This window comes from Erythrobacter sp. (assembly GCF_038133525.1).
In the GTDB taxonomy this organism is placed as follows: domain Bacteria; phylum Pseudomonadota; class Alphaproteobacteria; order Sphingomonadales; family Sphingomonadaceae; genus Qipengyuania.
The window spans coordinates 1-25,581 of the sequence record NZ_JAYPTL010000048.1 but is presented as its reverse complement, the minus strand read 5'-3'; the positions used below and the strand labels follow the sequence as shown (position 1 = coordinate 25,581).

General features: G+C 61.4%; 26 protein-coding genes. 13 read left to right on the top strand and 13 right to left on the bottom strand.

The features are described 5' to 3' along the window. Window position 1: 1 nt before the first annotated feature. The 4 genes from AAFM29_RS12575 to AAFM29_RS12560 all read left to right on the top strand — a co-directional run bounded on the left by AAFM29_RS12575 (window position 2) and on the right by AAFM29_RS12560 (window position 4,416). Window positions 2-97: a DUF1192 family protein gene (locus tag AAFM29_RS12575; RefSeq protein WP_341713146.1), complete on the top strand. Its 96-nt coding sequence runs from the start codon at window positions 2-4 to the stop codon at window positions 95-97. A 130-nt stretch (window positions 98-227) separates the two neighbouring features. Next, the gene (gene clpA / locus AAFM29_RS12570; protein WP_341713145.1) at window positions 228-2,600 is read left to right on the top strand and encodes an ATP-dependent Clp protease ATP-binding subunit ClpA; all 2,373 of its coding nucleotides are present in this window, start codon (window positions 228-230) and stop codon (window positions 2,598-2,600) included. Window positions 2,601-2,626: 26 nt separating this feature from the next. After that, complete coding sequence (locus tag AAFM29_RS12565) at window positions 2,627-3,796, top strand: glycosyltransferase (protein WP_341713144.1); 1,170 nt, start codon at window positions 2,627-2,629, stop codon at window positions 3,794-3,796. Between the two features lie 104 nt (window positions 3,797-3,900). After that, a complete protein-coding gene (locus tag AAFM29_RS12560; protein ID WP_341713143.1) occupies window positions 3,901-4,416 on the top strand; it encodes a DUF1993 domain-containing protein in 516 nt (171 codons plus the stop codon). On the opposite strand, the gene AAFM29_RS12555 is transcribed toward AAFM29_RS12560, so the two are convergent. Genes AAFM29_RS12555 through AAFM29_RS12525 form a run of 7 tightly spaced genes read right to left on the bottom strand, consistent with a single transcriptional unit; the run spans window position 4,413 to window position 11,067 of the window. Then, window positions 4,413-4,694, bottom strand: a complete 282-nt coding sequence (locus tag AAFM29_RS12555) for a DUF167 domain-containing protein (RefSeq protein ID WP_341713142.1) — start codon at window positions 4,692-4,694, stop codon at window positions 4,413-4,415. The two genes, AAFM29_RS12560 and AAFM29_RS12555, sit on opposite strands and share 4 nt — an antisense overlap. After that, window positions 4,675-5,247: a gamma carbonic anhydrase family protein gene (locus tag AAFM29_RS12550; protein WP_341713141.1), complete on the bottom strand. Its 573-nt coding sequence runs from the start codon at window positions 5,245-5,247 to the stop codon at window positions 4,675-4,677. The genes AAFM29_RS12555 and AAFM29_RS12550 overlap by 20 nt, the downstream gene beginning before the upstream one ends. Beyond that, entirely contained in the window at window positions 5,244-5,801 is a 558-nt protein-coding gene (locus tag AAFM29_RS12545) for a GNAT family protein (protein WP_341713140.1), read from the bottom strand. The genes AAFM29_RS12550 and AAFM29_RS12545 overlap by 4 nt, the downstream gene beginning before the upstream one ends. Further along, the gene (locus AAFM29_RS12540) at window positions 5,794-6,363 is read right to left on the bottom strand and encodes a GNAT family N-acetyltransferase (protein ID WP_341713139.1); all 570 of its coding nucleotides are present in this window, start codon (window positions 6,361-6,363) and stop codon (window positions 5,794-5,796) included. Before AAFM29_RS12540 ends, AAFM29_RS12545 begins: the two co-directional genes overlap by 8 nt. Further along, complete coding sequence (locus AAFM29_RS12535; RefSeq protein WP_341713138.1) at window positions 6,360-8,408, bottom strand: fused MFS/spermidine synthase; 2,049 nt, start codon at window positions 8,406-8,408, stop codon at window positions 6,360-6,362. Before AAFM29_RS12535 ends, AAFM29_RS12540 begins: the two co-directional genes overlap by 4 nt. Then, entirely contained in the window at window positions 8,401-9,399 is a 999-nt protein-coding gene (gene hemB / locus AAFM29_RS12530; protein WP_341713137.1) for a porphobilinogen synthase, read from the bottom strand. The genes AAFM29_RS12535 and hemB overlap by 8 nt, the downstream gene beginning before the upstream one ends. Window positions 9,400-9,438: 39 nt before the next feature. After that, window positions 9,439-11,067, bottom strand: a complete 1,629-nt coding sequence (locus AAFM29_RS12525) for a peptidoglycan DD-metalloendopeptidase family protein (protein ID WP_371830744.1) — start codon at window positions 11,065-11,067, stop codon at window positions 9,439-9,441. 249 nt (window positions 11,068-11,316) lie between these two features. Here AAFM29_RS12525 and AAFM29_RS12520 point away from each other — a divergent pair, with 249 nt between their 5' ends. The 6 genes from AAFM29_RS12520 to AAFM29_RS12495 all read left to right on the top strand — a co-directional run bounded on the left by AAFM29_RS12520 (window position 11,317) and on the right by AAFM29_RS12495 (window position 16,509). Continuing rightward, a complete protein-coding gene (locus tag AAFM29_RS12520; RefSeq protein ID WP_371830745.1) occupies window positions 11,317-13,743 on the top strand; it encodes a helicase-related protein in 2,427 nt (808 codons plus the stop codon). Between the two features lie 12 nt (window positions 13,744-13,755). After that, window positions 13,756-14,013, top strand: coding sequence for a S4 domain-containing protein (locus AAFM29_RS12515; RefSeq protein WP_341713134.1), 258 nt, complete (start codon window positions 13,756-13,758; stop codon window positions 14,011-14,013). A 53-nt stretch (window positions 14,014-14,066) separates the two neighbouring features. After that, a complete protein-coding gene (gene fdxA, locus AAFM29_RS12510; RefSeq protein WP_341713133.1) occupies window positions 14,067-14,405 on the top strand; it encodes a ferredoxin FdxA in 339 nt (112 codons plus the stop codon). 259 nt (window positions 14,406-14,664) lie between these two features. Beyond that, on the top strand, window positions 14,665-15,198 hold the full coding sequence (locus AAFM29_RS12505) for a CarD family transcriptional regulator (protein WP_173213381.1): 534 nt from the start codon (window positions 14,665-14,667) through the stop codon (window positions 15,196-15,198). A 142-nt stretch (window positions 15,199-15,340) separates the two neighbouring features. Continuing rightward, window positions 15,341-16,156, top strand: a complete 816-nt coding sequence (locus tag AAFM29_RS12500) for a head GIN domain-containing protein (protein ID WP_341713132.1) — start codon at window positions 15,341-15,343, stop codon at window positions 16,154-16,156. 38 nt (window positions 16,157-16,194) lie between these two features. Then, the gene (locus AAFM29_RS12495; protein ID WP_341713131.1) at window positions 16,195-16,509 is read left to right on the top strand and encodes a hypothetical protein; all 315 of its coding nucleotides are present in this window, start codon (window positions 16,195-16,197) and stop codon (window positions 16,507-16,509) included. On the opposite strand, the gene AAFM29_RS12490 is transcribed toward AAFM29_RS12495, so the two are convergent. Then, on the bottom strand, window positions 16,510-17,436 hold the full coding sequence (locus AAFM29_RS12490) for an L-threonylcarbamoyladenylate synthase (protein ID WP_341713130.1): 927 nt from the start codon (window positions 17,434-17,436) through the stop codon (window positions 16,510-16,512). A 46-nt stretch (window positions 17,437-17,482) separates the two neighbouring features. On the opposite strand from AAFM29_RS12490, the gene AAFM29_RS12485 reads away from it, so the two are divergent. Then, window positions 17,483-19,222 (top strand): acyl-CoA dehydrogenase, encoded by a 1,740-nt coding sequence (locus tag AAFM29_RS12485; protein WP_341713129.1) that lies wholly within the window; start codon window positions 17,483-17,485, stop codon window positions 19,220-19,222. Window positions 19,223-19,240: 18 nt separating this feature from the next. Here AAFM29_RS12485 and AAFM29_RS12480 read toward each other — a convergent pair whose 3' ends face one another. Beyond that, window positions 19,241-20,692 (bottom strand): sorbosone dehydrogenase family protein, encoded by a 1,452-nt coding sequence (locus tag AAFM29_RS12480; RefSeq protein ID WP_341713128.1) that lies wholly within the window; start codon window positions 20,690-20,692, stop codon window positions 19,241-19,243. A gap of 76 nt (window positions 20,693-20,768) precedes the next feature. Here AAFM29_RS12480 and AAFM29_RS12475 point away from each other — a divergent pair, with 76 nt between their 5' ends. Further along, complete coding sequence (locus AAFM29_RS12475) at window positions 20,769-21,251, top strand: GAF domain-containing protein (protein ID WP_341713127.1); 483 nt, start codon at window positions 20,769-20,771, stop codon at window positions 21,249-21,251. Window positions 21,252-21,371: 120 nt separating this feature from the next. Continuing rightward, the gene (locus AAFM29_RS12470; protein WP_341713126.1) at window positions 21,372-22,190 is read left to right on the top strand and encodes a hypothetical protein; all 819 of its coding nucleotides are present in this window, start codon (window positions 21,372-21,374) and stop codon (window positions 22,188-22,190) included. Window positions 22,191-22,232: 42 nt separating this feature from the next. Here AAFM29_RS12470 and AAFM29_RS12465 read toward each other — a convergent pair whose 3' ends face one another. The 4 genes from AAFM29_RS12465 to AAFM29_RS12450 all read right to left on the bottom strand — a co-directional run. Further along, complete coding sequence (locus tag AAFM29_RS12465) at window positions 22,233-23,204, bottom strand: ParB/RepB/Spo0J family partition protein (RefSeq protein ID WP_341713125.1); 972 nt, start codon at window positions 23,202-23,204, stop codon at window positions 22,233-22,235. After that, on the bottom strand, window positions 23,201-23,980 hold the full coding sequence (locus tag AAFM29_RS12460) for a ParA family protein (RefSeq protein WP_341713124.1): 780 nt from the start codon (window positions 23,978-23,980) through the stop codon (window positions 23,201-23,203). Before AAFM29_RS12460 ends, AAFM29_RS12465 begins: the two co-directional genes overlap by 4 nt. Further along, window positions 23,977-24,606, bottom strand: a complete 630-nt coding sequence (rsmG, locus tag AAFM29_RS12455) for a 16S rRNA (guanine(527)-N(7))-methyltransferase RsmG (protein ID WP_341713123.1) — start codon at window positions 24,604-24,606, stop codon at window positions 23,977-23,979. The genes AAFM29_RS12460 and rsmG overlap by 4 nt, the downstream gene beginning before the upstream one ends. Next, window positions 24,603-25,581 (bottom strand): FAD-dependent oxidoreductase (locus AAFM29_RS12450; protein WP_341713122.1); only part of this gene is annotated, 979 nt, incomplete at its 5' end. The genes AAFM29_RS12450 and rsmG, both read right to left, overlap by 4 nt.

The following is a 25,581-nucleotide window of genomic DNA, read 5'->3' as shown; positions in this document are numbered from 1 at the left end:
CCTGCTCGAAGCCGAGATCGCACGGGTCGAGAAGCACCGGCTGATGGCCGCCGCACAACGCGATGCGGCCGAGGCCTTGTTCGGACGAAAGGAATAGTTGGTGCGGCAGGGACCTGAAATTCCGCCCTGCGTATCCCTATCTAGTGCAAATACAGCATTGGCTAACCTTCGGCCCATAGGCTGTCCCGTGTTCGCCGCCGCGCGATTCGCTTGAGAAAGACCCCCGAATGCCCAGCTTTGCCGCCAATCTCGAAAAGACCCTCCACGCCGCGCTCACCGATGCGGGCGAGCGTCGCCACGAATATGCAACGCTCGAGCATCTGCTGCTGGCGCTGATCGACGACGAGGACGCGGCCCAGGTGCTGACCGCCTGCGGGGTCGATCTCGGCGAGCTGACCGCGGTGGTGAAGCAGTATCTCGAGCAGGAATACCAGTCGCTGCAATCGGACGAGAGCGCCGATCCGCAGCCCACGGCGGGCTTCCAGCGGGTGATCCAGCGCGCGATCCTGCATGTCCAGTCGAGCGGCAAGGACACGGTCACCGGCGCCAACGTGCTGGTGGCGCTGTTTTCCGAACGCGACAGCTATGCGGTCTATTTCCTCCAGCAGCAGGATATGAGCCGGCTCGATGCGGTGAGCTTCATCAGCCACGGCATCGGCAAGGGCGGCAAGCAGATCGAAAGCCGCCCGCCTCAGGGTTCAGAGGAAGCCGAAGCACAAGGCGAGGAGAAGGCGGAAGCCAAGGGCAAGAAGGAAACCGCACTCGATCAGTTCACGGTCAACCTCAACCAGAAGGCTGAAGACGGCAAGGTCGATCCGCTGATCGGCCGCGGGCCGGAGGTGGACCGGACGATCCAGATCCTGTGCCGCCGGTCGAAGAACAACCCGCTCTATGTCGGCGACCCCGGCGTGGGCAAGACCGCCATCGCGGAAGGCCTGGCGCGCAAGATCGTCGAAGGCGATGTGCCCGAAGTACTGCAGAACGCGGTAATCTATTCGCTCGATATGGGCGCACTACTCGCCGGAACGCGTTATCGCGGCGATTTCGAGGAACGGCTCAAGCAGGTCGTCAACGAACTCGAAGGCATGCCCGACGCCGTCCTGTTCATCGACGAAATCCACACCGTGATCGGCGCTGGTGCAACCAGCGGCGGGGCGATGGACGCGTCGAACCTGCTCAAGCCGGCGCTGTCGAGCGGTGCGATCCGCTGTATCGGGTCGACCACCTACAAGGAGTTCCGCAACCACTTCGAGAAGGACCGCGCGCTACTGCGCCGCTTCCAGAAAATCGACGTGAACGAGCCGACGATCGAAGACACGATCAAGATCCTCAAGGGTCTCAAGAGCGCCTTCGAGAACCACCACAAGGTCACCTATACCGCAGATGCTCTCAAGACCGCGGTGGAACTGTCGGCGCGCTACATCAACGACCGTAAGCTGCCCGACAAGGCGATCGACGTGATCGACGAAGTGGGTGCGATGCAGATGTTGGTACCGCCGAGCCGCCGCAAGAAGAAGATTACCGCACGCGAGATCGAGGCGGTGATCGCGACCATGGCGCGCATTCCACCCAAGACGGTGTCGAGCGACGATAAGAAAGCGCTCGAGAATCTTGAGCGCGACCTCAAGCATGTCGTGTTTGGCCAGGATGCCGCGGTGAAGAAGCTATCGACCGCGATGAAGCTAAGCCGCGCGGGCTTGCGCGATCCCGACAAGCCGATCGGCTCGTTCCTGTTCTCGGGTCCGACCGGGGTCGGCAAGACCGAAGTTGCGCGCCAGCTCGCCAGCATCATGGGGATTGAGCTAAAGCGCTTTGACATGTCCGAATATATGGAGCGCCACTCGGTTAGCCGCCTGATCGGCGCGCCTCCGGGGTATGTCGGATATGATCAGGGCGGGCTGCTGACCGACGCCGTCGACCAGAACCCGCATTGTGTGCTGCTGCTCGATGAGATCGAGAAGGCTCATCCCGACCTCTTCAATATCCTGCTACAAGTGATGGATAATGGCCGCCTGACCGATCACCACGGCAAGACCGTCGACTTCCGCAATGTCGTGCTGATCATGACCACCAATGCCGGTGCTGCCGACATGGCGCGCCAGGGCATCGGTTTCGGCGACGTGAGCAAGGAAGATGCGAGCGAGGAAGCGGTGAAGCGCATGTTCACCCCCGAGTTCCGCAATCGGCTCGATGCGATCGTACCGTTCGGCTATCTCGGCAAGGAAACGGTCGCCCGCGTGGTCGACAAGTTCATCCTCCAGCTCGAGCTGCAATTGGCCGAACAGGACGTGGACATCCAGTTCGACAAGGAAGCGCGGGCCTGGCTTGGCGACAAGGGCTACGACCGCCTCTATGGGGCACGTCCCATGGCTCGCCTGATCCAGGAAAAGATCAAGCAGCCGCTGGCCGAAGAGTTGCTATTCGGCAAGCTTGCCGACGGTGGCGAAGTGCAGGTGTCGATCAAGGACGGCAAACCGGCCTTCGAACTTACACCGGCACCGCCCAAGGCTTCCGCGAAACGCAAGAAGCCGGCAGCCCCCAAGAAGTCAGCGCCGAAGAAGCCCGGCACCAATGCCAAGAAAGGTGCCAGTGAAGGCTAGGCGCTGATTTGCGGAACACCGGGGCGGTGGAATCCTCGACAAGCCGCGTTGCGCTAGTCTGGGAGCAGTTTGCGCCATACCACATCGATCGCTGCGAAGCCGTGGGCCGCAGGCTGGCGGCCCGCGCCACTGTGCGCTGCATAGAACTGGCATCGGGATCACGCCGCTACGCGTGGGCACGCTCGGGTGCAGTCGAGGGGGCGTCAAAGCAGACGCTGTTTGCGGGGATCACCGTCGAAGATATCTCGCGCACCAGCCGGTATCGAGCCCTGCGCAATGCGCTGCGGGGCGAGGATCTGGTGATACTGGGCCTTTCCAGCAGCGATCCCGCGAATGCGCTGCTAGCATGGCGCTTGCGCCGAAGTGGGGCCCGAGTTTTCTTCTGTTCGGACTCCAAGCGCGATGACTACCCACGCCATGCGTTAATCGAGTTTCTCAAACGCGGGGTGTTGCGTGCCTATGATGGTGGGATTCTCGCAGGGCCGCGCAGCCACAGCTACTATCAGGGCCTTGGAATCTCGCGGGAGTGCCTTTGGCCGGGCTACGACACGGTGTCCGTCGATCGCTTGCATCGATTGGGCGCAGTGCATGAGGAGCCAGAGTTCTCAGAACGTCCCTTCCTCTTTCTCGGCCGGTTCATCCCGAAGAAGGGAATACATCTGCTGCTCGAAGCCTATGCGAGCTACTGTGCGCGTACCGAGCTTCCCCGCGGATTGGTCTTGGCGGGCGCTGGTCCACTGCAGGCGGATCTCCAGGGGCAAGCGGAACGGCTTGGCATTCACGGCCGCATTCGTTGGACAGGCTTCCTGGACCCTGAGGATTGCGCGCGCGAAATGGTGAGTGCGCTGGCGCTGATTTTGCCGAGTATCGAAGAGCAATGGGGCCTGGTGGTGAACGAGGCAACCGCGCTCGGCCTGCCCGTCATAGCCAGCAGCCAGGTTGGCGCCTGCGATCTCTTGCTGCGCGACGGCAGGAACGGTTTTATCGTACCTACCGGCGATCCCGTGCCACTTACCGATGCCCTCGTCCGCATGGATAGAGATGAAACCACGTGGCGAGCCATGCGGAAAGCCTGTCACGATCTGGCCTGGTTTGGCGATAGCGAGCGCTTTGCAGATACGGTTGAGGCCATCGCATTCCCGGGGAATGCGCAGCTCGACGCCCGGATCGACCGGCTGCAGGCGGCAGAATGCTAGCTCGGCTCGCCAACCCCGACCCGGACGCAATTCAATCAGAACAGCACATTGATAGTGGCAAGCCCGCTTCCTAACTGACCGGGACCATTCCGGGAGAGAATTCCATGTCTTACGCCACCTCAGCACTCGCCACCTTCGCCAACATGCTCGGAACGCTCGATCACCTGATCGACAAGGCCAGCGCACATGAAAAGGGCGAGGCCCTGCTGCAGGCGCGGCTGGCGGAAGATATGTTCCCGTTGGCTACGCAGATCCGCTTCACCGCTGCACAGGTCGTGATCGGGCTCAATCGCCTCGGCAATCTGGAGCTCGCACTCGACGAGAGCGATATCGCCGACTTCGCCGATGCCAAAGCGCGAGTGGCAAAGGTGCGCGATCTGGTGGCGGCGACCGACGCCGCGGACTGGCCGTCATCGGACACCGTCATCGAGTTCGACCTACCCAATGGCATGGCCTTCGCAATGCAGGCGCATGAGTATCTTCGCGACTGGGTGATCCCGCAGTTCTATTTCCATCTGATGGCGGCCTATTCGCTTCTGCGGATGGAAGGCGTTTCGGTTGGCAAGGCGGACTACGTCCCGCACATGATGAAATATCTGAAGGCGCCAGCCGCCGCCTAAGGCAGGATTCGGAGCAGTTTCTCGCGCGAAGTTGCGCCGCGCAACAATTCGACGCGCGACGGGGCGAGGTTCAGCGCCAGTGCGACAAGGCGAATGACCGCCTCGTTCGCAGCCCCGTCTTGCGGCTTCGCGCGAACCTTCACTGACACACGATTTTCCTCGATCAGCAGTGCTTCGCTGCGCGATCCGGGCGTAGCGCGAACTGCCAGCCGCCCCTCTTCGTCGATCAGGGCTCGCAGGGCATCGGCATCGGGAAGTTCAGCCCTTGAGCGCTTCATCTACTGCCGCGGCATGGTGCTTCGCATTATCGGTATAATGCGCAACACCCATGCGCATGCCCATGATCGCCATCTCATCGAGATCACGCATCTTGCGCGCAGGACGACCGCCCCACAACTCGCGCGGGCCCATCACCTTGCCTTCGGTCAGCATTGCGCCAGCGGCGAGCATGGCATCCGAACCGATCACCGCCTTATTCATGGCGATTGCACCGAGGCCGACGAAGCCACGGTCTTCAATCGTGCAGCCGTGGATCATCGCCATATGGCCGACCAGCACATCATCGCCAATGATCAAGGGCGAGCCCCCGGGGTCGCCCGGGCGTTCGGGATCGCAGTGGCAAACGCTGCCGTCCTGGATGTTCGATCGCTGGCCGATCACGATGCGACTGACATCCGCGCGGAGCACGCAATTGTACCAGATCGAGCTGTCTGCGCCGATCTCGACATCGCCGACAATCACACAGCCTGGGGCGACAAATGCGCTATCATGGATCCGCGGTACCTTCCCATGGATCGGGATGATCGTAACGCCGGGGCGAGGTGTGGTCATTGCGCATTCTCCCACTGCGCCTTGGTCAGCGAATAGAGGATCGTGGTACGATCCTCCGGCGGAAAGGCCGGATCATCGAAGTCCAGGTCCTTGCGCCGGACCATGCCAAGCTTTTCCATCAGCTTCCAGCTTCCGACATTGAGATCGCTCGTCAGTGCGACGACATGCGGTGCACCAACCCGGCCGAACGCCCAGTCGAGCACCGCGCGCATAGCCTCTTCAGCATAGCCGCGTCGCCAGCGGTCCTCCCGCACGAGCCAGCCAACCTCATGATCGCCCTGGTTCTTCGCCAAAGGGTGATCGACCCGCTTGATGCCGCAATGGCCAACCATTTCGCCGGTCGCCTTTTCGATCATGAACAGGAAACTGAAACCCTCCTGCGCATAGAGCGCACGGGACTTGGCATGCTTGGCCTCGATTTCATGCAGTTCTTTCACGCCGCCCAGCCGTGCCATGACCGTTGGCGTGTTGAGCACGCGGTCCTGCTCAAGCGCATCGCCTTCGTCGATGGTGCGAAGGATCAGGCGGTCGGTTTCGGCTATGATATCAGCCACAGTTACGCTCCCATTCGTCGCGACTTATCGAATAGACCACCGTGTCGCGCCAGGGATGGTCATAACGCTCGTCGGGATAGTCCAGCTCTTCGCGACGACGCATGCCAAGCTTGAGCATCAGGCCCCAACTGGCCGAATTGTCGGCGACAGTAAGCGCCACGACTTCCTTGGCGCCGAAGTCCTCGAAAGCTGCAGACAGCGCAGCACGCGCCGCTTCCTTGGCATAGCCTTTGCCCCACGCATCCTCGCGCAAACGCCAGCCGATTTCCATTGCGCCAGTCACGCTGGATCCAGGCGCGTCAGCCCGCTTCAGGCCACAAAAGCCCAGCAGTGCATCATCGTCGCGACGTTCTAGCGCCCAAAAACAAAAGCCATTGCGGCCGCGACAGGCCTCGACCCTCTCCCGCTGCTTGTTGCATCCGGCGTCATCGAACGTACCGCCCAGCCAGCGCATCACATTCGGGGTGTTGGTCACCCGAAAGAACTCGCCCCAATCGGCATCGCCGCGCCAGTCACGCAGGATCAACCGGTCCGTCTCGAAGCGAAACCCAGCCCCGGTCACAGGAAACTGTCCCACTTGAAGTAGGGAAGGACGGACGCGAACTCATCGGTCCAGGTCGATTGCGCTGGAGGGACAAGAGACTGCCATTTCTCACCCATTGTGACGCGATCAAGCAGCGCTGTATCGTGAACCAGAACGACCCAGTCGGAAGCAGTTTGTGCGAGGCCGGGTTTGGGCCGATTCTTGCGGATCGCCGCCTGTAGCCCCACATCGCGGGCAAGAGCGGCAACCACAGGCTCCATCGCGATAAACCGGTTGCTGATATGTATGAGCAAGATGCCGTCGGGGGCCAGGGCCTCCCGATAGACAGCCAGCGCTTCTGCGGTAACGAGGTGGAGCGGAATGGCATCCGACGAAAACGCATCAATCACGAGAATATCAAACTTCTCTTGACGAGGCCTGCTCAGTTCGAGCCGCGCGTCACCGATGTCGGTCTCAACATCGGGAGCGCACTGTGACATGAATGAAAACCGGCCTTGGGTCGAAAGCTCGACAACTGCGGGGTCGATCTCGAAGAAGGTCCAGTCCTGACCAGGGTGCGCATAACATGAGAGCGTACCCACACCCAGCCCGACAACACCGATCCGAGCATTCGCTCCGACAAGTTGCTCGCTATTATCGAGAACAAGCCCTGCGCCTGATTGCCGACCGTAGTAACTCGTTGGCGCGGTCGTCTGCCCTATCTGGACGCCATGCGTTGTCGTGCCATGCATCAGCCAGCGCTGGCCATTGTCCCGTTCCGCAATCGTATAGATGCCGAAATAACTGCGAGTTCTGTTGCCCGCAGCGCTCACCTGCAACTGGTTAGGGATGCCTGCGGCGAGAATTGCCGCCAGCGCCAGCAGAATGGTAGCAGTTCGCAGAAACTGCGGCCGGATCGTCAATTTCGCGGCGAGACCATGCCAAGAATCAAGCGGCAGTAGGGCTGCAAGCGCGACAATGAGAATGGGGTGCTCCCACGTCCAGTCGAAGACCACTGGCGCAATCAGCGCAGTGAATATCCCACCGAGCGCCCCTCCTGCAGACATGACCAGGTAGAAGTGAGTCAGGTCCTCTGCGGGTGGCCGCGATTCAAACATCCGCCGGTGAAGCGCTACAGATCCAACGAACAACAATGTGATCGCAGCGCCTCCCGCGATCAGCCCCAGCTGGGCGCCGTGGACGAATGATAGGGGCGCGCACAGCAATACGACGATCGGCGCCCACCGGGTCAGAACCCGTGCCAGCATCGAGTTTTGCGCGAAGGCCACCGAGAAAGACAGCAGGTAGAGCCCAAGTGGAATTACCCACAGCAGCGGCATCGCCATGATGTCGGTGGTGAAGAAGGTGGTGGTCGACAACATCAGGCCGGAAGGAACTGCGGCGAGACAAAGCCAGAGCAGCACCTTCCCCTCCCCTTTTGCGGCCTCGACCTTGCGCGATGGCATGGCCGGTAGTGCCTGCCTGCTCCTGGTCCAGGCAACCAACAAGACCAGGCCCACAAGCAATCCATAGCCGAACATCCACAGGCGGCTTTGGGCACCCAGCGGCATCAGCGGTTCGACCAGAAACGGATAAGCCAAGAGCCCGCCGAAGCTTCCCAGATTGCTTGCCGCATAGAGCGGATATGGATCGCCAGCGTCAGGGTTGGCCGCATACCAACGCTGCATCAGTGGTGCTTGCGCGGAAACCACGAAGAAGACCGGCCCAACTGTCAGGAGGAACAGCCACGGCACCCAGACAACTTCCCAACCAGCCTGTGCCGTACCACCTTCGGGCAGCGCAAGTGGCAGGCTGAACCCGGCGATGAGCAACAAGGCTATGTGGACCACAGCCTGCCGCCCGATAGCCAGGCGTCCGATGAAGTGCGCATAGGCATAGCCGCCGAGCAAAAGGGCCTGGTACACCAGCATGGCGCTGTTCCAGACGTTGGGTGCCCCGCCCAATCGGGGCAAGGCCATACGCGCTACCATCGGCTGGACGAGAAACAGGAGGAAGCTGCCGACGAAAATCGCCAGCGTGAACAGCCCCCGTTGCGCCCGCCCCCTGAGCACCCCTTCAGCCATTGAGTATCCGAGCGGCCAGCGGCGCGTGATAGCTAAGGATCCCGGAACAGCCTGCGCGCTTGAAGGCGAGAAGCTTTTCCATGAGCAGTGCCTCACGATCGGCGATGCCTGCAGCCGCGCCCGCTTCAATCAGGGCGTATTCCCCGCTAACCTGATACGCGAACACCGGAACCTCGAAACGCTGCTTCGCCCGCCAGATGATATCGAGATAAGCAAGACCGGGCTTGACCATCACGCTGTCAGCGCCCTCGGCAATATCGAGTGCGATCTCGCGCATCGCCTCTTCCCCGTTGGCGGGATCCATCTGGTAGCTCTTCTTGTCGCCCTTGAGCAGGCCCCCCGAGCCAACCGCATCGCGGAACGGCCCATAGAAGGCCGAGGCGTACTTGGCGGAATAAGCCATGATCTGGACATTCGGATGATTATTCATCTCGAGCGCCATGCGGATTGCCCGCACGCGCCCGTCCATCATGTCCGACGGCGCGACGATATCGGCGCCGGCGTTTGCCTGGTTGATCGCCTGGTCGACCAGAACCGCTACCGTATCGTCGTTCACCACATAGCCGCCCGCGTCGAGCAGACCATCCTGACCGTGGCTGGTATAGGGATCCAGCGCCACATCGGTGAGGATACCGATGTCGCCACCACATGCGTCGCGGACCGCCTTGATCGCCCGGCACATCAAGTTGTCAGGATTGAGCGCCTCGGCCCCATCGTCACTGCGCTTGCCGGCCTGAGTGTAAGGGAACAGAGCAACGCAGGGAATGCCCAGCTCGACCGCTTCCTTGGCGCGCTTGGCGATCCTATCCACGGACCAGCGTGAAACGCCCGGAAGGCTGGCGATCGGGTCTTCAACCCCAGTGCCATCGGTGACGAACAGCGGCCAGATCAGGTCGGCCGGGGTCATCACGGTTTCGCGGTGCATCGCGCGGCTCCAGCCGCTGACACGAGTGCGGCGCATTCGCGTCGCTGGATAGCTTGCTTCACTCATGGGATGGCGCTGTGCCGCAAGCCGACGACCGGCGCAATCTCACCGCAGTGGTTTTGGGGCGTCGAGTTTGTCGATTTCCCGCTTCGGCTCTTCCTCGGCCACCTCATTGGCGGTGGGTGCCAGATCGGCCAGAGCGGCGCCGACCTCGACCTGCCGCAATGTCGAAAGCGTTTGCCGGAAGCGTTGCAGCTCGGCCCCCGACAATTGGGCGCGGGTAACATATTTCACCGACGCCGGATCAACAGCCCGTCCATTGCGGTACATCTCGTAGTGCAGGTGCGCACCTGTCGAAAGGCCGGTTGAGCCGACATAACCGATCACCTGGCCGCGGCGAACGCGTTGGCCGCCGCTCACCGCCATGCGGCTCATATGGCAATAACGCGTCTGGAGCCCGCCACCGTGGCTCAGCTTCACCGCATTGCCGCAGCCACCGGCACGACCAGCTGACTGCACAACGCCATCCGTCACCGCCACAATCGGCGTCCCATAACCGGCCTTGTAGTCAAGGCCCGAGTGCATCCGTGTGTAGCCGAGTATCGGGTGCCGCCGCATACCATACCGCGATCCGACCCGGCCGCTGACCGGGGCCATCAACCCGCCGCGCTGTTCTCCTACGCCCGATGCCTCGTAGAACTCGCCGTCGCGACCCCAGCGCATCAGTTGGACCTTGGGCTTGTCGCCCCGGTCGATCCCGGCAAAGAGCAACTGACCCGCCTGCCGTTCGCCCGTTGCCGCCCGTCTATGGGCAATGATCAGGTCGAATGTATCCGTCGAACGCAATTCGCGATCCAGGTCGACTTGCTGGCTAAGGGTCTTGAGATAGGCTTGAACAGCACTGGCCGGGGCACCCGCTGCACGAGCGGAACGATAGAGGCTGCTGCCTACAGTTCCCCGAATGCGCAGCGGAGTATCGTCGACCCGGATCGGTTTTTTGACGAGCTCAAGAGGCCCACCTTCATCGAGGCGCCCGACCGTCAACTCCAGATCGAAACGCGCGCGGAACGCCAGCTTTTCAAGTGGACGAGGCGATCCTGGGGCCGGCCTACGACCCAGAGTGATATCCACCTGCGTCCCCGGCTCGATTTCCCCAAGTGGCATGGCGCCGCCGACCATGTCGAGAATCCGCTGAGCGTCGACGACACCCACCCCCGCACGGCGCAGCATGCGATCAAAGCTGTCGCCACGACCGAGTGTGGCAAGGAGTTCGATCTGGGGACGCTCGGGAGCTTCGCTCAACGGCTGCACCAATGATGTCGCGCCCATGTGCCGGCCGCTATCTGCGCCCAGCGCAAGCGGCAGGATCATCTGGCTGCGATACTCGTCACGTACAGCGTCGCCGATTGGCGCGGTCGGTGCCGCTTCAAGCGGTGCGAAGCTGGGCCAGAAAGAGAGCGCGAATGCCGACAGGCCAATAAAGGTTCCGAGCCCACGGAACCACTTGCGGCTGCCGATATCCGTCCCAAGGTCGGTCACCAACTCCAGCGCCTTGAGGCGTTCGGAAAACCTCAGATGCGACTTGGGCGAATTCATCGAGGAGTCGTCCGAAACGGGGAGGATCTGATCGTGGGCCAGCGTGGCCGCAGGCTGGCCGGGGCCACCCGTCGCACCATTAGCCGAGCTTTCGCTGATGCCCCCGTGGGACGTAAACACGCCTGACCCTCCGTCCATGGCCGCCCGCGCGTGAACGAGTTGGCCCGATCCTCGCGAGTCCCTTGCCCGCTTTCCCTGCCAAAACAAAGTAAAGACGGGCTTAACTTGCGGCCACGCGAGTCTTCATTGCGATGAAGTGAGTCCGCGGGGCGGCAAGGAGTTGCAGGCCCGCGGCGGTGCTGCCACAGGGATTCGGTGCAGGACAGCGCGATCAAGGCGGTTCTCGGACCCACCAATACCGGCAAGACGCATCTCGCCATCGAGCGCATGGTGGCGCATTCGAGCGGCTGCATGGGCTTCCCGCTGCGTTTGCTAGCGCGCGAGGTCTATGATCGCGTTCGTGCCATCAAGGGCGATAACCTGGTGGCTCTGATCACCGGCGAGGAACGGATCGAACCAAGTACCGCGCGGTATCTGTGTTGTACGGTAGAAGCCATGCCTCGCGATGGTGTGGGCTCGGCCTTTGTAGCGCTTGATGAGGCTCAGCTCGCCGCTGATCGCGAGCGCGGCCATATTTTCACCGACCGCCTGCTCAATACGCGGGGTCGCGAAGAAACAATGCTGCTGGGCTCGGCAACCGTCGAACCGCTGGTGCGCCAACTTCTTCCCAAGGCAGAGGTTTCGGATCGCCCGCGCTTTTCCACGCTCAAACATATCGGACCGCGCAAACTGTCCAGGCTGCCACCGCGCAGTGCGATTGTCGCCTTCAGCGCCGAGCAGGTCTATGCCGTGGCAGAGATGTTGCGCCGCTTCCGCGGTGGCGCCGCCGTGGTCATGGGCGCATTGAGCCCCGAAACCCGGAACAAGCAGGTCGCCCTCTTCCAGAGCGGCGAGGTCGACTACATCGTTGCAACCGATGCAATCGGCATGGGGCTCAATCTTGACGTAAACCACGTCGCATTTGCCGGGCTGACCAAGTTCGACGGTGTACGGATGCGGCGACTGCTACCTGCCGAGATGGCCCAGATTGCCGGACGAGCCGGTCGACATCAGCGTGACGGGACCTTCGGTACACTGGCCGGGCAGCGCGGCGAGGCACCCGAGTTCACTGACGAAGAAGTCTACGCGATCGAAGAGCATCGCTTCGCGCCCCTCACCCATCTTTACTGGAGGGAACCAGAGCCGCGTTTCGACTCGCTCCAGCAATTGGTCGAGGATCTCGAAACTCCGCCGGATGATCCTGCCTTGCGCCTTGCGCCTGAGGCAATCGACCTCACGACGCTCAAGACGCTCGCCGAGGATTCGATCGCGGCCACGGTCCGCGGGCCGGGCCTGGTACGGCGCTTCTGGGAAGCTTGTTCCCTTCCTGATTTCCGCCAGCGGGGGCCAGATGTGCACGCGCGGTTCGTTGCCCGATTGTGGCAGGACCTCAACAATGGGTACCTCGGCGCGGATTATGTTGCGGCGCGGATCAGCGAACTCGACAACATGTCGGGCGACATCGATACGCTGCAGGGACGGATCGCCGCGATTCGCAGCTGGGCCTACATCTGCCAGCGGCCCGATTGGGTTCTGGCGCGCGATGAGATGGCATCGCGGGCACGCGGCGTAGAGGCCAAGCTGTCGGACGCACTACATGCGCGACTGACCGAAAGATTTGTAAACCGGAGGACGGCAATCCTGATGAAATCGCTGGGTGAAGATACCGGCATGCTGCCTATCGAAATTGATGAAAGCGGTAAGGTTTCCGTAGAGGGCGAAACGCTCGGAACGGTTACCGGCTTTCGCTTCACGATCGATCCGGGTGCACGGCATGAGGATCGCAGAATGCTGCTGACTGCAGCGGAGAAAGCGCTTCCGCGCTTGCTTGGTCGGAAGGCCGAGGCTCTCGCTGCGTCGGATCTTGGCGAGATTGCACTCGGCAAGGGCATCTTGCGCTGGAACGGAGAAGAGTTGGCACGCCTCGAGATTCGGGACGGCACCGTGACGCCGGTGCTGCACCCTGCTCGGGAAATTGCTGCATTGCCCCAACAGCCACGTGAAGCCTTGCTGGCGGCGCTCGCCAAATGGCTTGACGCCAAGCTTGCACCGCTCGAACCGCTGGAGCGATTGAATCTGGCCGCGAAGGATCCCGAGGCAGGCTCTCAGGCGCGCGCATTGCTGCTGAACCTTATAGCTGGCCACGGCTACACCAGTCGCGAAAGGGCGGGAATTGAACATCTGCCTAAGGAAATGCGGCCTTTCCTAAGAAAAATCGGCGTGACTTTCGGCGCGCTCGATATCTTTGCGCCGGCACTGCTAAAGCCGGCCCCGCGGCAATTGCTGAGCGCTTTGGGCATAGACCGGCGTCCGCTGCAGGACGCGATGCTGCCAGTCATTCCCGGGCATGGGAAGCTGCCGTCGGGATATCGTCCGGCCGGTGGTCAGGCGATTCGGATTGATCTGGCAGAGAAAGTCTTGCGCGCCGCTCACGAAGCGCGCGCCAAGGCACAGGACAAGGACAGGAGGCGGAAGTTCGTACTTGATCTCTCCCTGCCGATCTCAATCGGGCTCGATCAGGATAGTGCTATCCGATTGCTCGGCAGTGCCGGCTTTCGCGTGCAGCGCGCTCGACCCTTGGCAGCGGGCATGTTTGGTCCGCCTAAGCCCGACCAGTGGGAATGGCGCCCTTCCCGACGCAAACAGGAGAGGGCTGTACCCGCACAGCCGCGCGAAGGCAGTGCCTTTGCCGCCCTGGCCGACCTTATCCGGTAAGAAGGCAATGCCGTGAGGATCGACCGTTTGCTCTGCCACCTGCGTTTCGTACGCACGCGGAGTGCGGCGCAACGCCTGGTCGAGGAAGGACATATCCGGCGAAACGGTGAGCGGGTAACCCGCGGGTCGCAGGATATAAGGATCGGCGATATCCTGACGATACCCTTGGGCGGCCTTGTCCGCTTGGTAGAAATACTCGCCCTGCCCGACCGACGTGGCCCGGCGCGTGAAGCGCAAGCCTGTTATCGCGAGCTTGACCCAGGGCAATAATCGGCACTAGCAGCAGCCATCAGGGAAACACTTCGCAAGGGATCCGACTACCCATGACCTATGTCGTCACCGACGCCTGCATCAAGTGCAAGTACACCGACTGCGTCGAGGTCTGCCCGGTCGACTGCTTCTATGAAGGCGAGAACATGCTCGTCATCAATCCGAGCGAATGCATCGATTGCGGGGTATGCGAACCCGAATGTCCTGCCGAGGCGATTCTTCCCGATACGGAGGACGGTCTCGAGAAGTGGCTCGAGCTCAACACCAAGTTCTCCGCCGAATGGCCGAACATCACGCAGAGCAAGGATGCGCCTGCCGATGCCGACGAGCACAAGGGTGAAGAAGACAAGTACGACAAGTACTTCTCCGCCGAACCCGGCGAAGGCGACTGATCTGACCGCGCGCGCAGCGCGCAGCCATCCCATTTCCGATCGATGAGAATTGCGATTCGCAATTTTCTTGCGACTGTGCTATATAATGCAACAACTGCACCGGTTTGCTCCCGGTCAGGTGTGAAGAATTGGAAGGGCAGGCCACCCAAGCAACGTCACCAAAGGTTCCACACCGCGCTCCTTACCATGGGCCGCGGCATAGCCCCTTGATGACGTTGCAGCCCCTCAGTGGTCGCGCCCGGACGAAAGGATGGATTGCATGGCAAGCCAGGCGAATGCCTTCGACGTTGGCGATTACGTTGTTTACCCGAAGCACGGCGTAGGACGCGTCGTGGAACTGCAGAGCGAAGAAATCGCGGGCATGCAGCTCGATCTTTACGTCCTCCGTTTCGAAAAAGAGCGCATGACGCTCCGCGTTCCCGTCAACAAGGTTGAATCGATCGGCATGCGGAAGCTGTCGAGCGACAAGACGCTGAAGGAAGCGATGGAAACGCTCAAGGGCAAGCCAAAGGTCAAGCGCACCATGTGGTCGCGCCGCGCGCAGGAATATGAAGCCAAGATCAACTCGGGTGACCTGGTATCCATCGCCGAAGTGACGCGCGACCTGTTCCGCCCCGAAGACCAGCCCGAACAGAGCTATTCAGAGCGTCAGATTTTCGAAGCGGCGTCGAGCCGTCTCGCTCGCGAGCTCGCGGCGATGGAGAAGACCGACGAGCCGACCGCGCTCGGCAAGATTCTCGACGTGCTACGGGAACACGCGCCGCAGTATTACGAGAACACCGAAGAAGCCTGATCGACAGACGTCTTTCTGACTTCGACGAAGTCCGCGTTTGAGGCCGCTCCGCAAGGGGCGGCCTTTTTCGTTCGGCTTGAATGCAACCGCTCGCTGTATTATAACGGCAACACGGACTATCGGCATACAAGGAACTGCTTCGATGATGATCCACAAGATACTCAAAGGACTCGCACCGATCGCCGCACTGGCAGGTGTAGTCCTGGTTTCCGGTTGCGACGGCATGCATATCCGCATCGGCGATGAAGACGCCGTGCCGCTTTCCGAACTCGATATGAGTGGCCAGGCGCCAACCGAACTGGTTCTCGCCAGCCCGGATCGTGTGATCGTCAGTGAAGGCGACAAACTCGATATCGATGTCTCAGGCGACGACGAGGCAGTTGAGGCTCTCCGCTTTTCGCTCGATGGGGACACCCTTGGCATCGTCCGTGGACGGGACGGCTGGAAGGATAAGGGAACTGCGACCATTCGGGTCACCCTCCCGGAACTCAGCGGCATTGTGCTGGCTGGCTCCGGTTCGATCGAAGCCGACAAGCTGACAGGCAAGGGTGATGTGACGATTGCCGGGTCAGGGAAGGCCAGTATTGGCAAGGTCAGCGCCTCGAAGCTCGACCTGACCATCGCGGGATCTGGGGATTTCGAAGCATCGGGCTCGGTCGAGACGCTTGATCTGACCGTGGCGGGCTCAGGCCGCGCGCGGATGGCCGGGCTGAAAGTCGAGACGGCGGATATCTCCGTTGCCGGCTCGGGTGACACCGAGTTCTCGTCAGACGGCAAGGTCGATGCCAGCATCATGGGCTCCGGAACCGTAACGGTCCACGGCCGCGCCAATTGCACGGTTAGCGCGATGGGTTCGGGCAATTTGAACTGCAAGACGACCCAACCTGCGACCGACGATACCGCCACAGAAAGCGAAGCTCCCGAGGCGCCGGATGCACCCGAGGCACCAGAAGCTTAAGTTCATCGACGGCTCAGTTGTGAACGGCTAGGCGGTGCATGGAAGGAAACGCCATGCGCCGCCCAGCAATACTCGTTTTTCCCGCCGTATCGCTGTTCCTGATCCAAACTCCTGCTGGCGCATTCAGTGACACACAGGCCAGCGCAATTTCGGGCCAACCACCCGCGAAGATCGAATCCTCACAAGATCTGCAAAGGCGTGAGCAGCGCCTCAAGAAGCTGCAGCGGCGCTACGACAAACAGCTCGACGAATGCCAGGAAGGTAATCGCCGGGCCTGTGACCAGGCACTCAACACCTATGCGCAAATGCAGCAGGTGAAACCGAGACCTGATTCGGAACCCGAGGTACGCTAATCAATCCGGAGGTGCAGCGGCTCGCCGCAAGCGATCATTGATCGCGACGCCCATCCCGATTTCCGGAATTGGGGCCACCGCAATGCAACGCTTGGGAGACCGGGCCCCTTCGTGGAGGCAGGCATAGAGCCGTGCCGCCGCTTCGGCCAGATCACCGGTTTCCGATAGGGTGCAATCCCCCCCATAGGCCCCAAATCCGATCGAGAAGTCGTCTGGCGCAACTTCGGTTACGTTGAGTCGTACGGGCTTACCCGGTGCATAGTGGCTGGCCAGTTGGCCAGGAGCCTCGATTGAGGTGCTTCTCGATAGCTGCCCCAGATCGATCGGGCCCGGGCGCAGCACTTCGATGGATCCATCCGTCCGAACGGCGACAATCGTCGATTCAACGCCCGCGACACAGGCTCCGCCATCAATCACCGCGTCGATCAGCCCATCCAGAGAGGTGAGGACGTGTGCGGCAGTTGTGGGACTTATGAACCCGCTACGATTCGCCGAAGGCGCCGCCAATGGGAAGTCGACCATCTCGAGTAGCGCCCGCATGACCGGGTGATCGGGCATGCGCAGCGCAACCGTGTCCAGCCCTGCAGTCACTGCACCCGCCAACCCAGCCCCGGTCCGACGCTTGAGGACGAGTGTCAGCGGGCCAGGCCAATGTTCCTCGGCGAGTTTGGCCGCCTGCGGCGATAATTCCGCCAGAACCCTTGCCTGATCCAGCGATCTGACATGCACGATCAATGGGTTGAAGCTTGGCCGCCCCTTGGCTTCGTAGATTCGTGCCACGGCAACGTCGCTATCCGCACGAGCCGCCAGTCCATACACCGTTTCAGTAGGTACAGCCACGAGGCCCCCGGCACGCAATATCGCGGCCGCACGCGCGATCCCCTCGGCATCGGCTCGAAGCGTTTCCGTAGCGTATTTGCGGCTCATGCTTGGGCGCTATATCTGGAAGTCTGCAAAGCCAAGAGGAATGCCTGTGACCTACGCCGCCGCAACCCAAGATCAATTATTGGCTATCCGTGTCAACGCAGGGATCGAGGAACTCGCCCAAAGTGCCCGTTTCGTTTCCGCGGAACCGGATATGGTCGAGGCAATCGTTGAGGGCATCGGCCAGTTTGCGGCGGGTGAATGGGCGCCGCTCAATCGACTGGGTGATCTTGAGGGCGCGAAACTGGCGAACGGGGTCGTGCAGCTGCCAGCCGGATTTGCAGAAGCCTATCAGGCCTATGTCGAGCAGGGTTGGAATGCCATCGCGGGCCCCGAAGGCTTCGGCGGGCAGGGATTGCCTTTTACGCTAGCCTGTAACGTCCTTGAGAATCTCGGGACCGCAAACATGGCGTTCAACCTGCTGCCCATGCTCAGCGTGGGCGCGATCGAAGCACTCGAGCACCACGGGTCCGAGGAACTCCGCAACAAATACCTGCCCAAGCTGGTAAGTGGCGAATGGTCCGGCACGATGAACCTGACCGAACCTCAGGCTGGTTCCGATGTCGGTGCCCTGCGCGCGACGGCAGTACCGATCACAGAGGGCGAACATGCCGGGAAGTACCGTATTGCCGGGACCAAGATATTCATAACCTGGGGCGAACACGAACTGTCGAGGAACATCATCCACCTCGTCCTGGCCCGCTTGCCTGACGCCCCGGAGGGTAGCCGGGGCATATCACTGTTTATTGTGCCCAAATATCAGGTGAATGGGGATGGTTCCTTGGGCCAAAGGAATGACCTGCGCTGCGTCAGCATCGAACACAAGCTCGGCATCAACGCTTCACCTACTTGCGTGATGAGTTACGGCGACAATGGCGAATGTATCGGTGAACTGGTCGGCGCTCCGAACCGTGGCCTCGCTGCGATGTTCACGATGATGAACAACGCGCGGATCAACGTGGGCAATCAGGGCGTTCAGATTGGCGAACGCGCGACGCAACAGGCTCTCGCCTATGCGCGAGACAGGGTGCAGTCGGTACGCGCAGGATCACCCGATCGCATGCCCGTCGCGATCATCGAGCATCCCGACGTGCGGCGCATGCTGATCCGCATGAAGGCGCTGACAGAGGGGGCTCGGGCGCTGCTCTATTACACCGCGGGGCAGGTTGATCGAGGGACCTTGGGCGATGAGGCTGCAGCAGCCCGTGCTGAGGTACTTACGCCGTTGATTAAAGCCTGGGGTACCGATGCGGGGATCGAGGTGGCAAGCTTGGGTGTCCAGATCCATGGCGGCATGGGCTTTATCGAGGAAACCGGAGCAGCCCAGCACTGGCGCGATTCGCGTATCGCCCCGATTTACGAGGGCACGAACGGTATTCAGGCTGCCGACCTGGTAACACGCAAGCTCGGGCTTGAGGACGGTCAGGCGGTACTGACATTGATCAGCGACATCGCCCGGGATTGCGCGGATGAGCGGGCCCTCGGGACACTGGCGCAAGATTGCCTTACGGTCGCGGAGTGGCTGCGAGGCGAAGCAAGTCTGGATGATCGACTGGCCGGCTCCGTTCCGTTCTGCACGATGTTGGCCGTTGCGGTTGCTGGGTGGCAGTTGCTACGCCAGCTACGCGCGCTCGAAAGCATTGATAACGCCGCCTTCCTGGGGGCAAAACGAGCGAGCGTCCGCTACTTCCTCGACCGAGTTGTGCCCGAGGCTGCGGGCCTGCGCGCCTCGGCTACTGCCGGAGCGGCGGATCTCTATGCGCTGGACTCAACCCAACTAGCTGGCTGAGAAGTCGCGCCGCGCGACTTACTCGGCGGTAACGCTGCGGGCAAAATCATCAGCACCGAATGTCGCTGACTGTCCGCGCAGTTCGCGCTGTGGCGGCAGGCGCTTGCCAGAGATGCGTTCAATCCCGGCCTGCGGCTCGGCGCCCGGCGCGATTACGCGCCAGATGATCCCAGCGGTGTCATCACTCACCAGCAGCGCGCCGTCTCCAGCCCACTCGACCCAGGTTGGCCTGCCGTGCGTCTTGCCATCGCCGGTGAGGAAACCGGTGAGCACGGGCACCGGCTTGCCCATCGGATTCCCCCGCTCGTCGAAGGCCACATAGACTACGTCGTAGCCGGAGGGCGGCTTGCGATTCCAGGACCCGTGCTGTGCAACGAAGGCACCGCTGGCAAACTTCTCGCCCATCCGGGCACCTTCCTTGCTGAATACCAGGCCCAGTGCGGCGACGTGGGGGCCCATGGCGTATTCAGGAGTGCGAACATAGCTGATGAAGGAGGGTATCGCGTACTTTACCCGTCGGTCGAAGTTGTCGCGCCAATAGACCCAGGGCCAGCCATAATGGGCACCGACCGGGACGTTGGTGAGATAGTCAGGAACAAGGTCCGATCCGAGCATGTCGCGCTCATTCACGGTGGTCCACAATTCACCGGACCACGGGCTGAAGTCGAGCCCGTTGGCGTTGCGCAGGCCTGCGCCGAAGACCCGCTGACGGCCCGAGGCCAGGTCTATCTCCCAAATGAGCGCGCGACCTTCTTCCGCTTCGAGCCCTCGCTCTGCGATATTGCTCGCCGAGCCGACTGCGGCATAAAGCTTCGTGCCATCTGGCTTCAGTGCGAGATTGCGCATCCAGTGGTTGCCGCCCGGCGCGAGGTCGGCAATCTTTCGCGGCGGGCCTGTTACCTCGCTCGCTCCCAGTTCGTAGGGATATGCCAAGACTGCGTTGTGATTGGCGACATACAGGATGCCAGCGGCCCATGCGAGGCCAGAGGGGGAATCGAGACCGTCGATCAAGACCTCCTGCACATCCGCTTTTCCGTCACCGTCGCTATCCCGCAGCAGCATGATCTTGTTCGGTGAAGGGCCAGTAGCTCCTGCCTTCGTCATAAGCTTGTCGGCAATCCAGGCCTCGAGCCCGCCACCCTTGCTCTGCGGCGCACGCGTCAAGGCAACCAGAATGTCACCATTGGGTAGGGCTTGCAGCGTGCGAGGATGATCCAGCCCTTCGGCAAAGCGTGAAACCGCGAGGCCTTCCGCCGCGACCGGGGCTTCATCGTCACCCCAGCCAACGGGATCGGCGATCGCTACTGTGGGGATAGATTCCTCAGCAACTTCCTCAAGTTGCGGATCTGTACCCGTGACATCGGCCCATGGCATTGTCGCGGTGTCGCCTCGGGTTAGGAGCCACAGACCGGCAGCCACGATCAGCAAAAGGACGAAAAGGCCGATGCCCACTTTCTTGAGAGTGCTCATGCTTCATCGGATAGGCGAGAGCTCGGTATGCGGCAATGGGGCTTGCGGCTCACGGTTGTCACACTAGATCGGCGCCATGTACGATTTTCGTCCCGCGCCCGATTGCCCCAAGCCCGAGGCTTATCGCCAACTGCTCGATGCAGCATCGGCCCTCACCACTGACGAGCCCGACGGTATTGCCAACATGGCCAATATCGCGGCTTTGCTCTGGGACTTCCTGCCGGATCTCAACTGGGCAGGCTTCTACCGCATGATCGACGATGAACTCGTCCTCGGCCCTTTCTGCGGCCGGCCTGCATGTATCCGGATACCGCTAGGCAAGGGAGTGTGCGGTGTCGCAGCGAACGAAGCGATGACACAGCTAGTCCCCGATGTTCACGCTTTTCCGGGGCATATTGCCTGCGATTCGGTGACCAATTCGGAATTGGTCGTCCCGGTACTTCGTGACGGACAAGTCGTTGCCGTGATTGACCTGGACAGCCCGGTCGCCGCACGGTTCGATGAAGATGATCAGGTGGGAATTGAAGCGTTAGCGGCCGTTCTGGCTACACGCATCTGACCAAATCGGCCCGGAGCGGGACAGTCAGTGGGCCCAATTTGCCGAACTGTCCAGAAATGATAGCCTACTGTACGAGAGGGACCTGCTTCAGGAGCGGGACATCTTCGCAGGAGCTGTTTTATGTCACTGCTTTACAGGCTCGCAGTTTGTGGAGCAGCGCTGGGTTTGGGATTTTCGACCGCAACTGCTCAGAGCCCAATCATCGATGCGTCTGGGGCGCACCAGAACGCAGACCAGCAGATCCCTGCCGAAGCCACCACTGACGCAGGTAGCTCGGATCAGGAGAATGGCGCAGCACGGGTAATTCCCGCTCATCAGGCGGATGGGGCTATAGTGTTTGTCCACCGCCCAGTAGTTCAGTCGATCCCATCGATAGAGCCGGACGTCTATGCCTATCCAGTTGAAAAACCTGAGCGTTATGCGGTGGATAGCGACAGCGTGCCGGCATGGCCGGCACCTGATGGGCAGGACACACGCTACGGTGAGGCCGGATCTGGAGGTTCCTTTGTTGGAGAACTGGCCAACCAACGGCCAGTCGGCGAGATTCTCTACGCTTACCCGGCTGTTTACAGCCAGTACCCAGTACAGGGTCAGGAAAAATCGGCCTCTGGCAACTACTTGGTTATCGCTGGAGGTGAACCTCCAAATGTACCTCCTGGTGGGCGTCTGGTTCAGTTCGATCGGGATGCATGGCTCACGGAGTGCGATCGGCGCTTGAGTCTGCCACACGACGAGGATGATGAAGATAGTCCGACAGCACGGAGCCCACGAGGCTCATGGTCGGAATGTGAGCGCTACCTCGATCGATACATGGCAAGCGCACGGAGCGGAGCGCTTCACGGACAGTATTCCGACAGCGGCCAGTACATGCTTGTTCCGGTCACGGTGATGGTACCTCGGCGCGCAGTCTATCGCACGGTCGCACCTGACGAGCAGTAGGCTCGCAGGAAGGCTATTTGCCCCCCAAGTATCTGAGAATTATCAGATATCTCCGCCCGTAAGTCGTTGGCAAATCAGGTCTAGTTGATCGAGAGTTCGGTAGCGTATCGTCACGGTTCCCGTATTGGGCGTCGCCTCGGTCTTGATGCGTACCTGCATGCCCAGGAACTCTTCGAGATGGCCCTGAACCGCTGCGATATCCGCATCTTCACCGGCGCCATGCGAAGCAGGCGGCCTTTGCCTGGTCGTACTGGATTTCGATGGCGCTCGAGAAAGCTTCTCAATCTCGCGAACCGATAGCTTTTCGCTAACAGCACGCTGTGCGAGGGCCGAAGCATCTTCGCGCCCGATGAGCGCGCGGGCATGCCCCATCGAGAGCGCGCCCTCAGCAAGAAAAGCGAGCACATCATCCGGTAGCGCCAACAGCCGCTGGAAGTTCGCAACGTGGCTACGCGACTTGTCGACCAGCTTGGCGATCTCGGCCTGAGTCATCCCTTCATCGTCCGCAAGCTTCTGATAAGCCCGTGCTTCTTCAAGGGGATTGAGGTCTTCGCGCTGGAGATTCTCGATCAGGGCCAGCGCCATTACTTCGCGCTGCTCGAGCTCCCGAACCAAAGCGGGGATTTCATGCAATCTGGCCCGCTGAGCCGCACGCCAACGCCGTTCACCGGCAACCAGCTGATAGCGCCCACCATCCAGCGGACGCACGATGATCGGCTGTATGACCCCACGTGCCGCTATCGACGAGGCGAGCTCATCGAGGGCTTCCTCATTGAAGTAGGTGCGTGGCTGACCCGGCAAGGGCTCGATGCGCGCGACGGGGATAGACGCGAGGCCGCTCGTGATGGCAGTGACTGGAGCCTGCTGCGCCGCGGCGTCATCGGTCTCTTCACTGTACGTCTCGCGGCGAACCAGCGGTTCCTCTCGGCGGGTCTCACCCAGCAGAGCGCCCAGGCCGCGACCAAGCTTCTTCTTGCGATCGATCGGGCGGGCGACGGGCGTGGTCTCGCTCATGCGGCTTTCCTCGTTTCGGGTAGGCGTCCAATTAACTCGCGCGCCAAGCCGATATAGGCGCGACTACCCGGACATTGGTGGTCGTAGACCAGTGCAGGCATGCCGTGGCTGGGCGCCTCGGAGAGGCGGACATTGCGTGGTATCACATTCTCGAACACCAGCCCGCCGAGACAATCACGCACATCATCAGCCACCTGGTCGGTCAGGCGGTTCCGGCGGTCAAACATGGTCAGGACTACGCCAACGATGCCAAGATTGGGGTTGAAGCCTTGCTGGATGCGCTCAACAGTCTGAAGTAATTGACTAAGTCCCTCGAGGGCAAAGAACTCGCACTGCAACGGTACGAGCAGCGTATCCGCCGCGCATAGCGCATTGAGCGTCAGCAAACCGAGCGAGGGCGGGCAGTCGATGAAGCATACCTCGTAGGCGCGTGAATGCTGCGCCAGCGCCTTCGTCAGGCGAGCTGTGCGATCCTCGACCGAAACCAGCTCAACCTCCGCACCCGAAAGGTCTTGCGTGGCGGGAACGATGTCGAGACCGGGGATGTCAGTTGATAAAGTACATTCGGGGAGTGTCGCTTCCTCGAGCAGCAGGTCGTAGCTGGTAAGCTCGCGCGCAGCCGCTTCGATACCGAGGCCCGTCGAGGCATTTCCCTGGGGATCGAGGTCGATCAGCAGCGTCTTCCACCCCGTCGCGGCCATGGCTGTGGCGATATTGATCGCCGTAGTGGTCTTGCCCACCCCGCCCTTCTGGTTCGCGATCGCGATGGTGATCATGCCGTTCCCTTCCATTGGCCTCGGCCAATTACGATTCCCGCCTCGGGATCGGTAAGCGAATGTTCCACGTGAAACATTGCGCGTCGCGATTCTGCGAGACCCTGCACTTCTTGCGCTGCCGAGCGCCCCTTGGGCAACAGCCATTGGGTGTCGCTTGTGGAGAAGCGTGCGGATAAGCGGAGTAAACGGTCCAGCGGAGCGAAAGCCCGCGCGGAGATAACCCCAGCGGGAAAACCATCGACCAGTTCCAGCCGTCGCCCCTCTACCCGGCACTGACGCAAGCCCAGCAGCGCTATGCAGTGCTCCAGCCACTCGATGCGGCGCCTGCGTGATTCTACAAGAATTACAGGGAGTTCGGGGCGCATCGCAGCGACGACAAGCCCAGGGAAACCCGCCCCGCTGCCAAGATCGAGCCACGGCCTCTCACTTTGATCGAAGTGGTCCAGCAATTGCGCGGAATCGGCGATATGGCGCTGCCACACCGTAGCCAGGGAATTTCGGGCAACGAGATTCTGTCGCTCATTTTCTTCGACCAGTGCCAGCACGAGGCGTTCGAGACGCTCCATCGCGGATTCGTCGCAAAGATTTGCGACATAGGCTCTGGCCTTGTCTTCGGTATCGATCACGCTGCCAACTGCCCCAACCGGCGTGCATGGACCAACAGCGCCGCCAGGGCTGCTGGGGTCACTCCCTGGACGCGCGATGCCGCGGCCATGTCCGCTGGGCGCGCCGTCGAAAGGCGTTCGACCATCTCATTCGAAAGCCCGGGGACTTCACGATAGGGAAAATCTGCCGGAAGCCGGAGGGCTTCACTCGCACGCAGATCGCTGAGCTCCGCCTGCTGGCGGGCGAGATATGGCGCGTAGAAGGCATCTTCGGCCATTTCCACGGCGAGTTCATCACAAGGATCGATCTCCGCGAACAGGGGCGCCAACCCGTTAAGGTCGACATGGCCTGCCGAAAGCCAATCCCGCAATGGCCGCGCGCCGGCATCGCGTTTCACGTGAAACCCTGCGTCAGCAAGGTCACGTGCGTGGATTGGACCATCGAATACCGATTCCAGGCCCTTTCGCCGGACCATCCTGCGTTCGAACCACGCGTAGCGTTCCTCCCCAACAAGCCCGGCCGCCATGCCAAGCGGGGTCAGGCGCGTATCCGCATTGCTGGCGCGCAGACGCAGCCGATACTCCGCCCGCGCGGTGAGCATGCGATAAGGCTCGGTGATTCCGTGAAGCGTCAGGTCATCAACCATCACCGAAAGGTAGGAGTTGGCACGATCGAGCGCGGCGGGTTCCTTGCCCAAAACCTGCGCCGCAGCATTCATGCCAGCAACCAGGCCCTGCGCCGCCGCCTCTTCATAGCCGGTCGTACCGTTGATCTGGCCCGCACAGTACAATCCCGGCATTGCGTGTAGCTCGAGGCCGGCGGTGAGTGCGCGCGGATCAATGTGATCGTATTCGACCGCATAGCCGGGAACGACCATCTCAACCTGCTCGAGCCCTTTCATGCTGCGCAGCATCGCCTGCTGGACGTCGACAGGAAGCGAAGTCGAGATACCGTTCGGATAGACAAGGTGTGTGTCCAGTCCCTCAGGCTCAAGG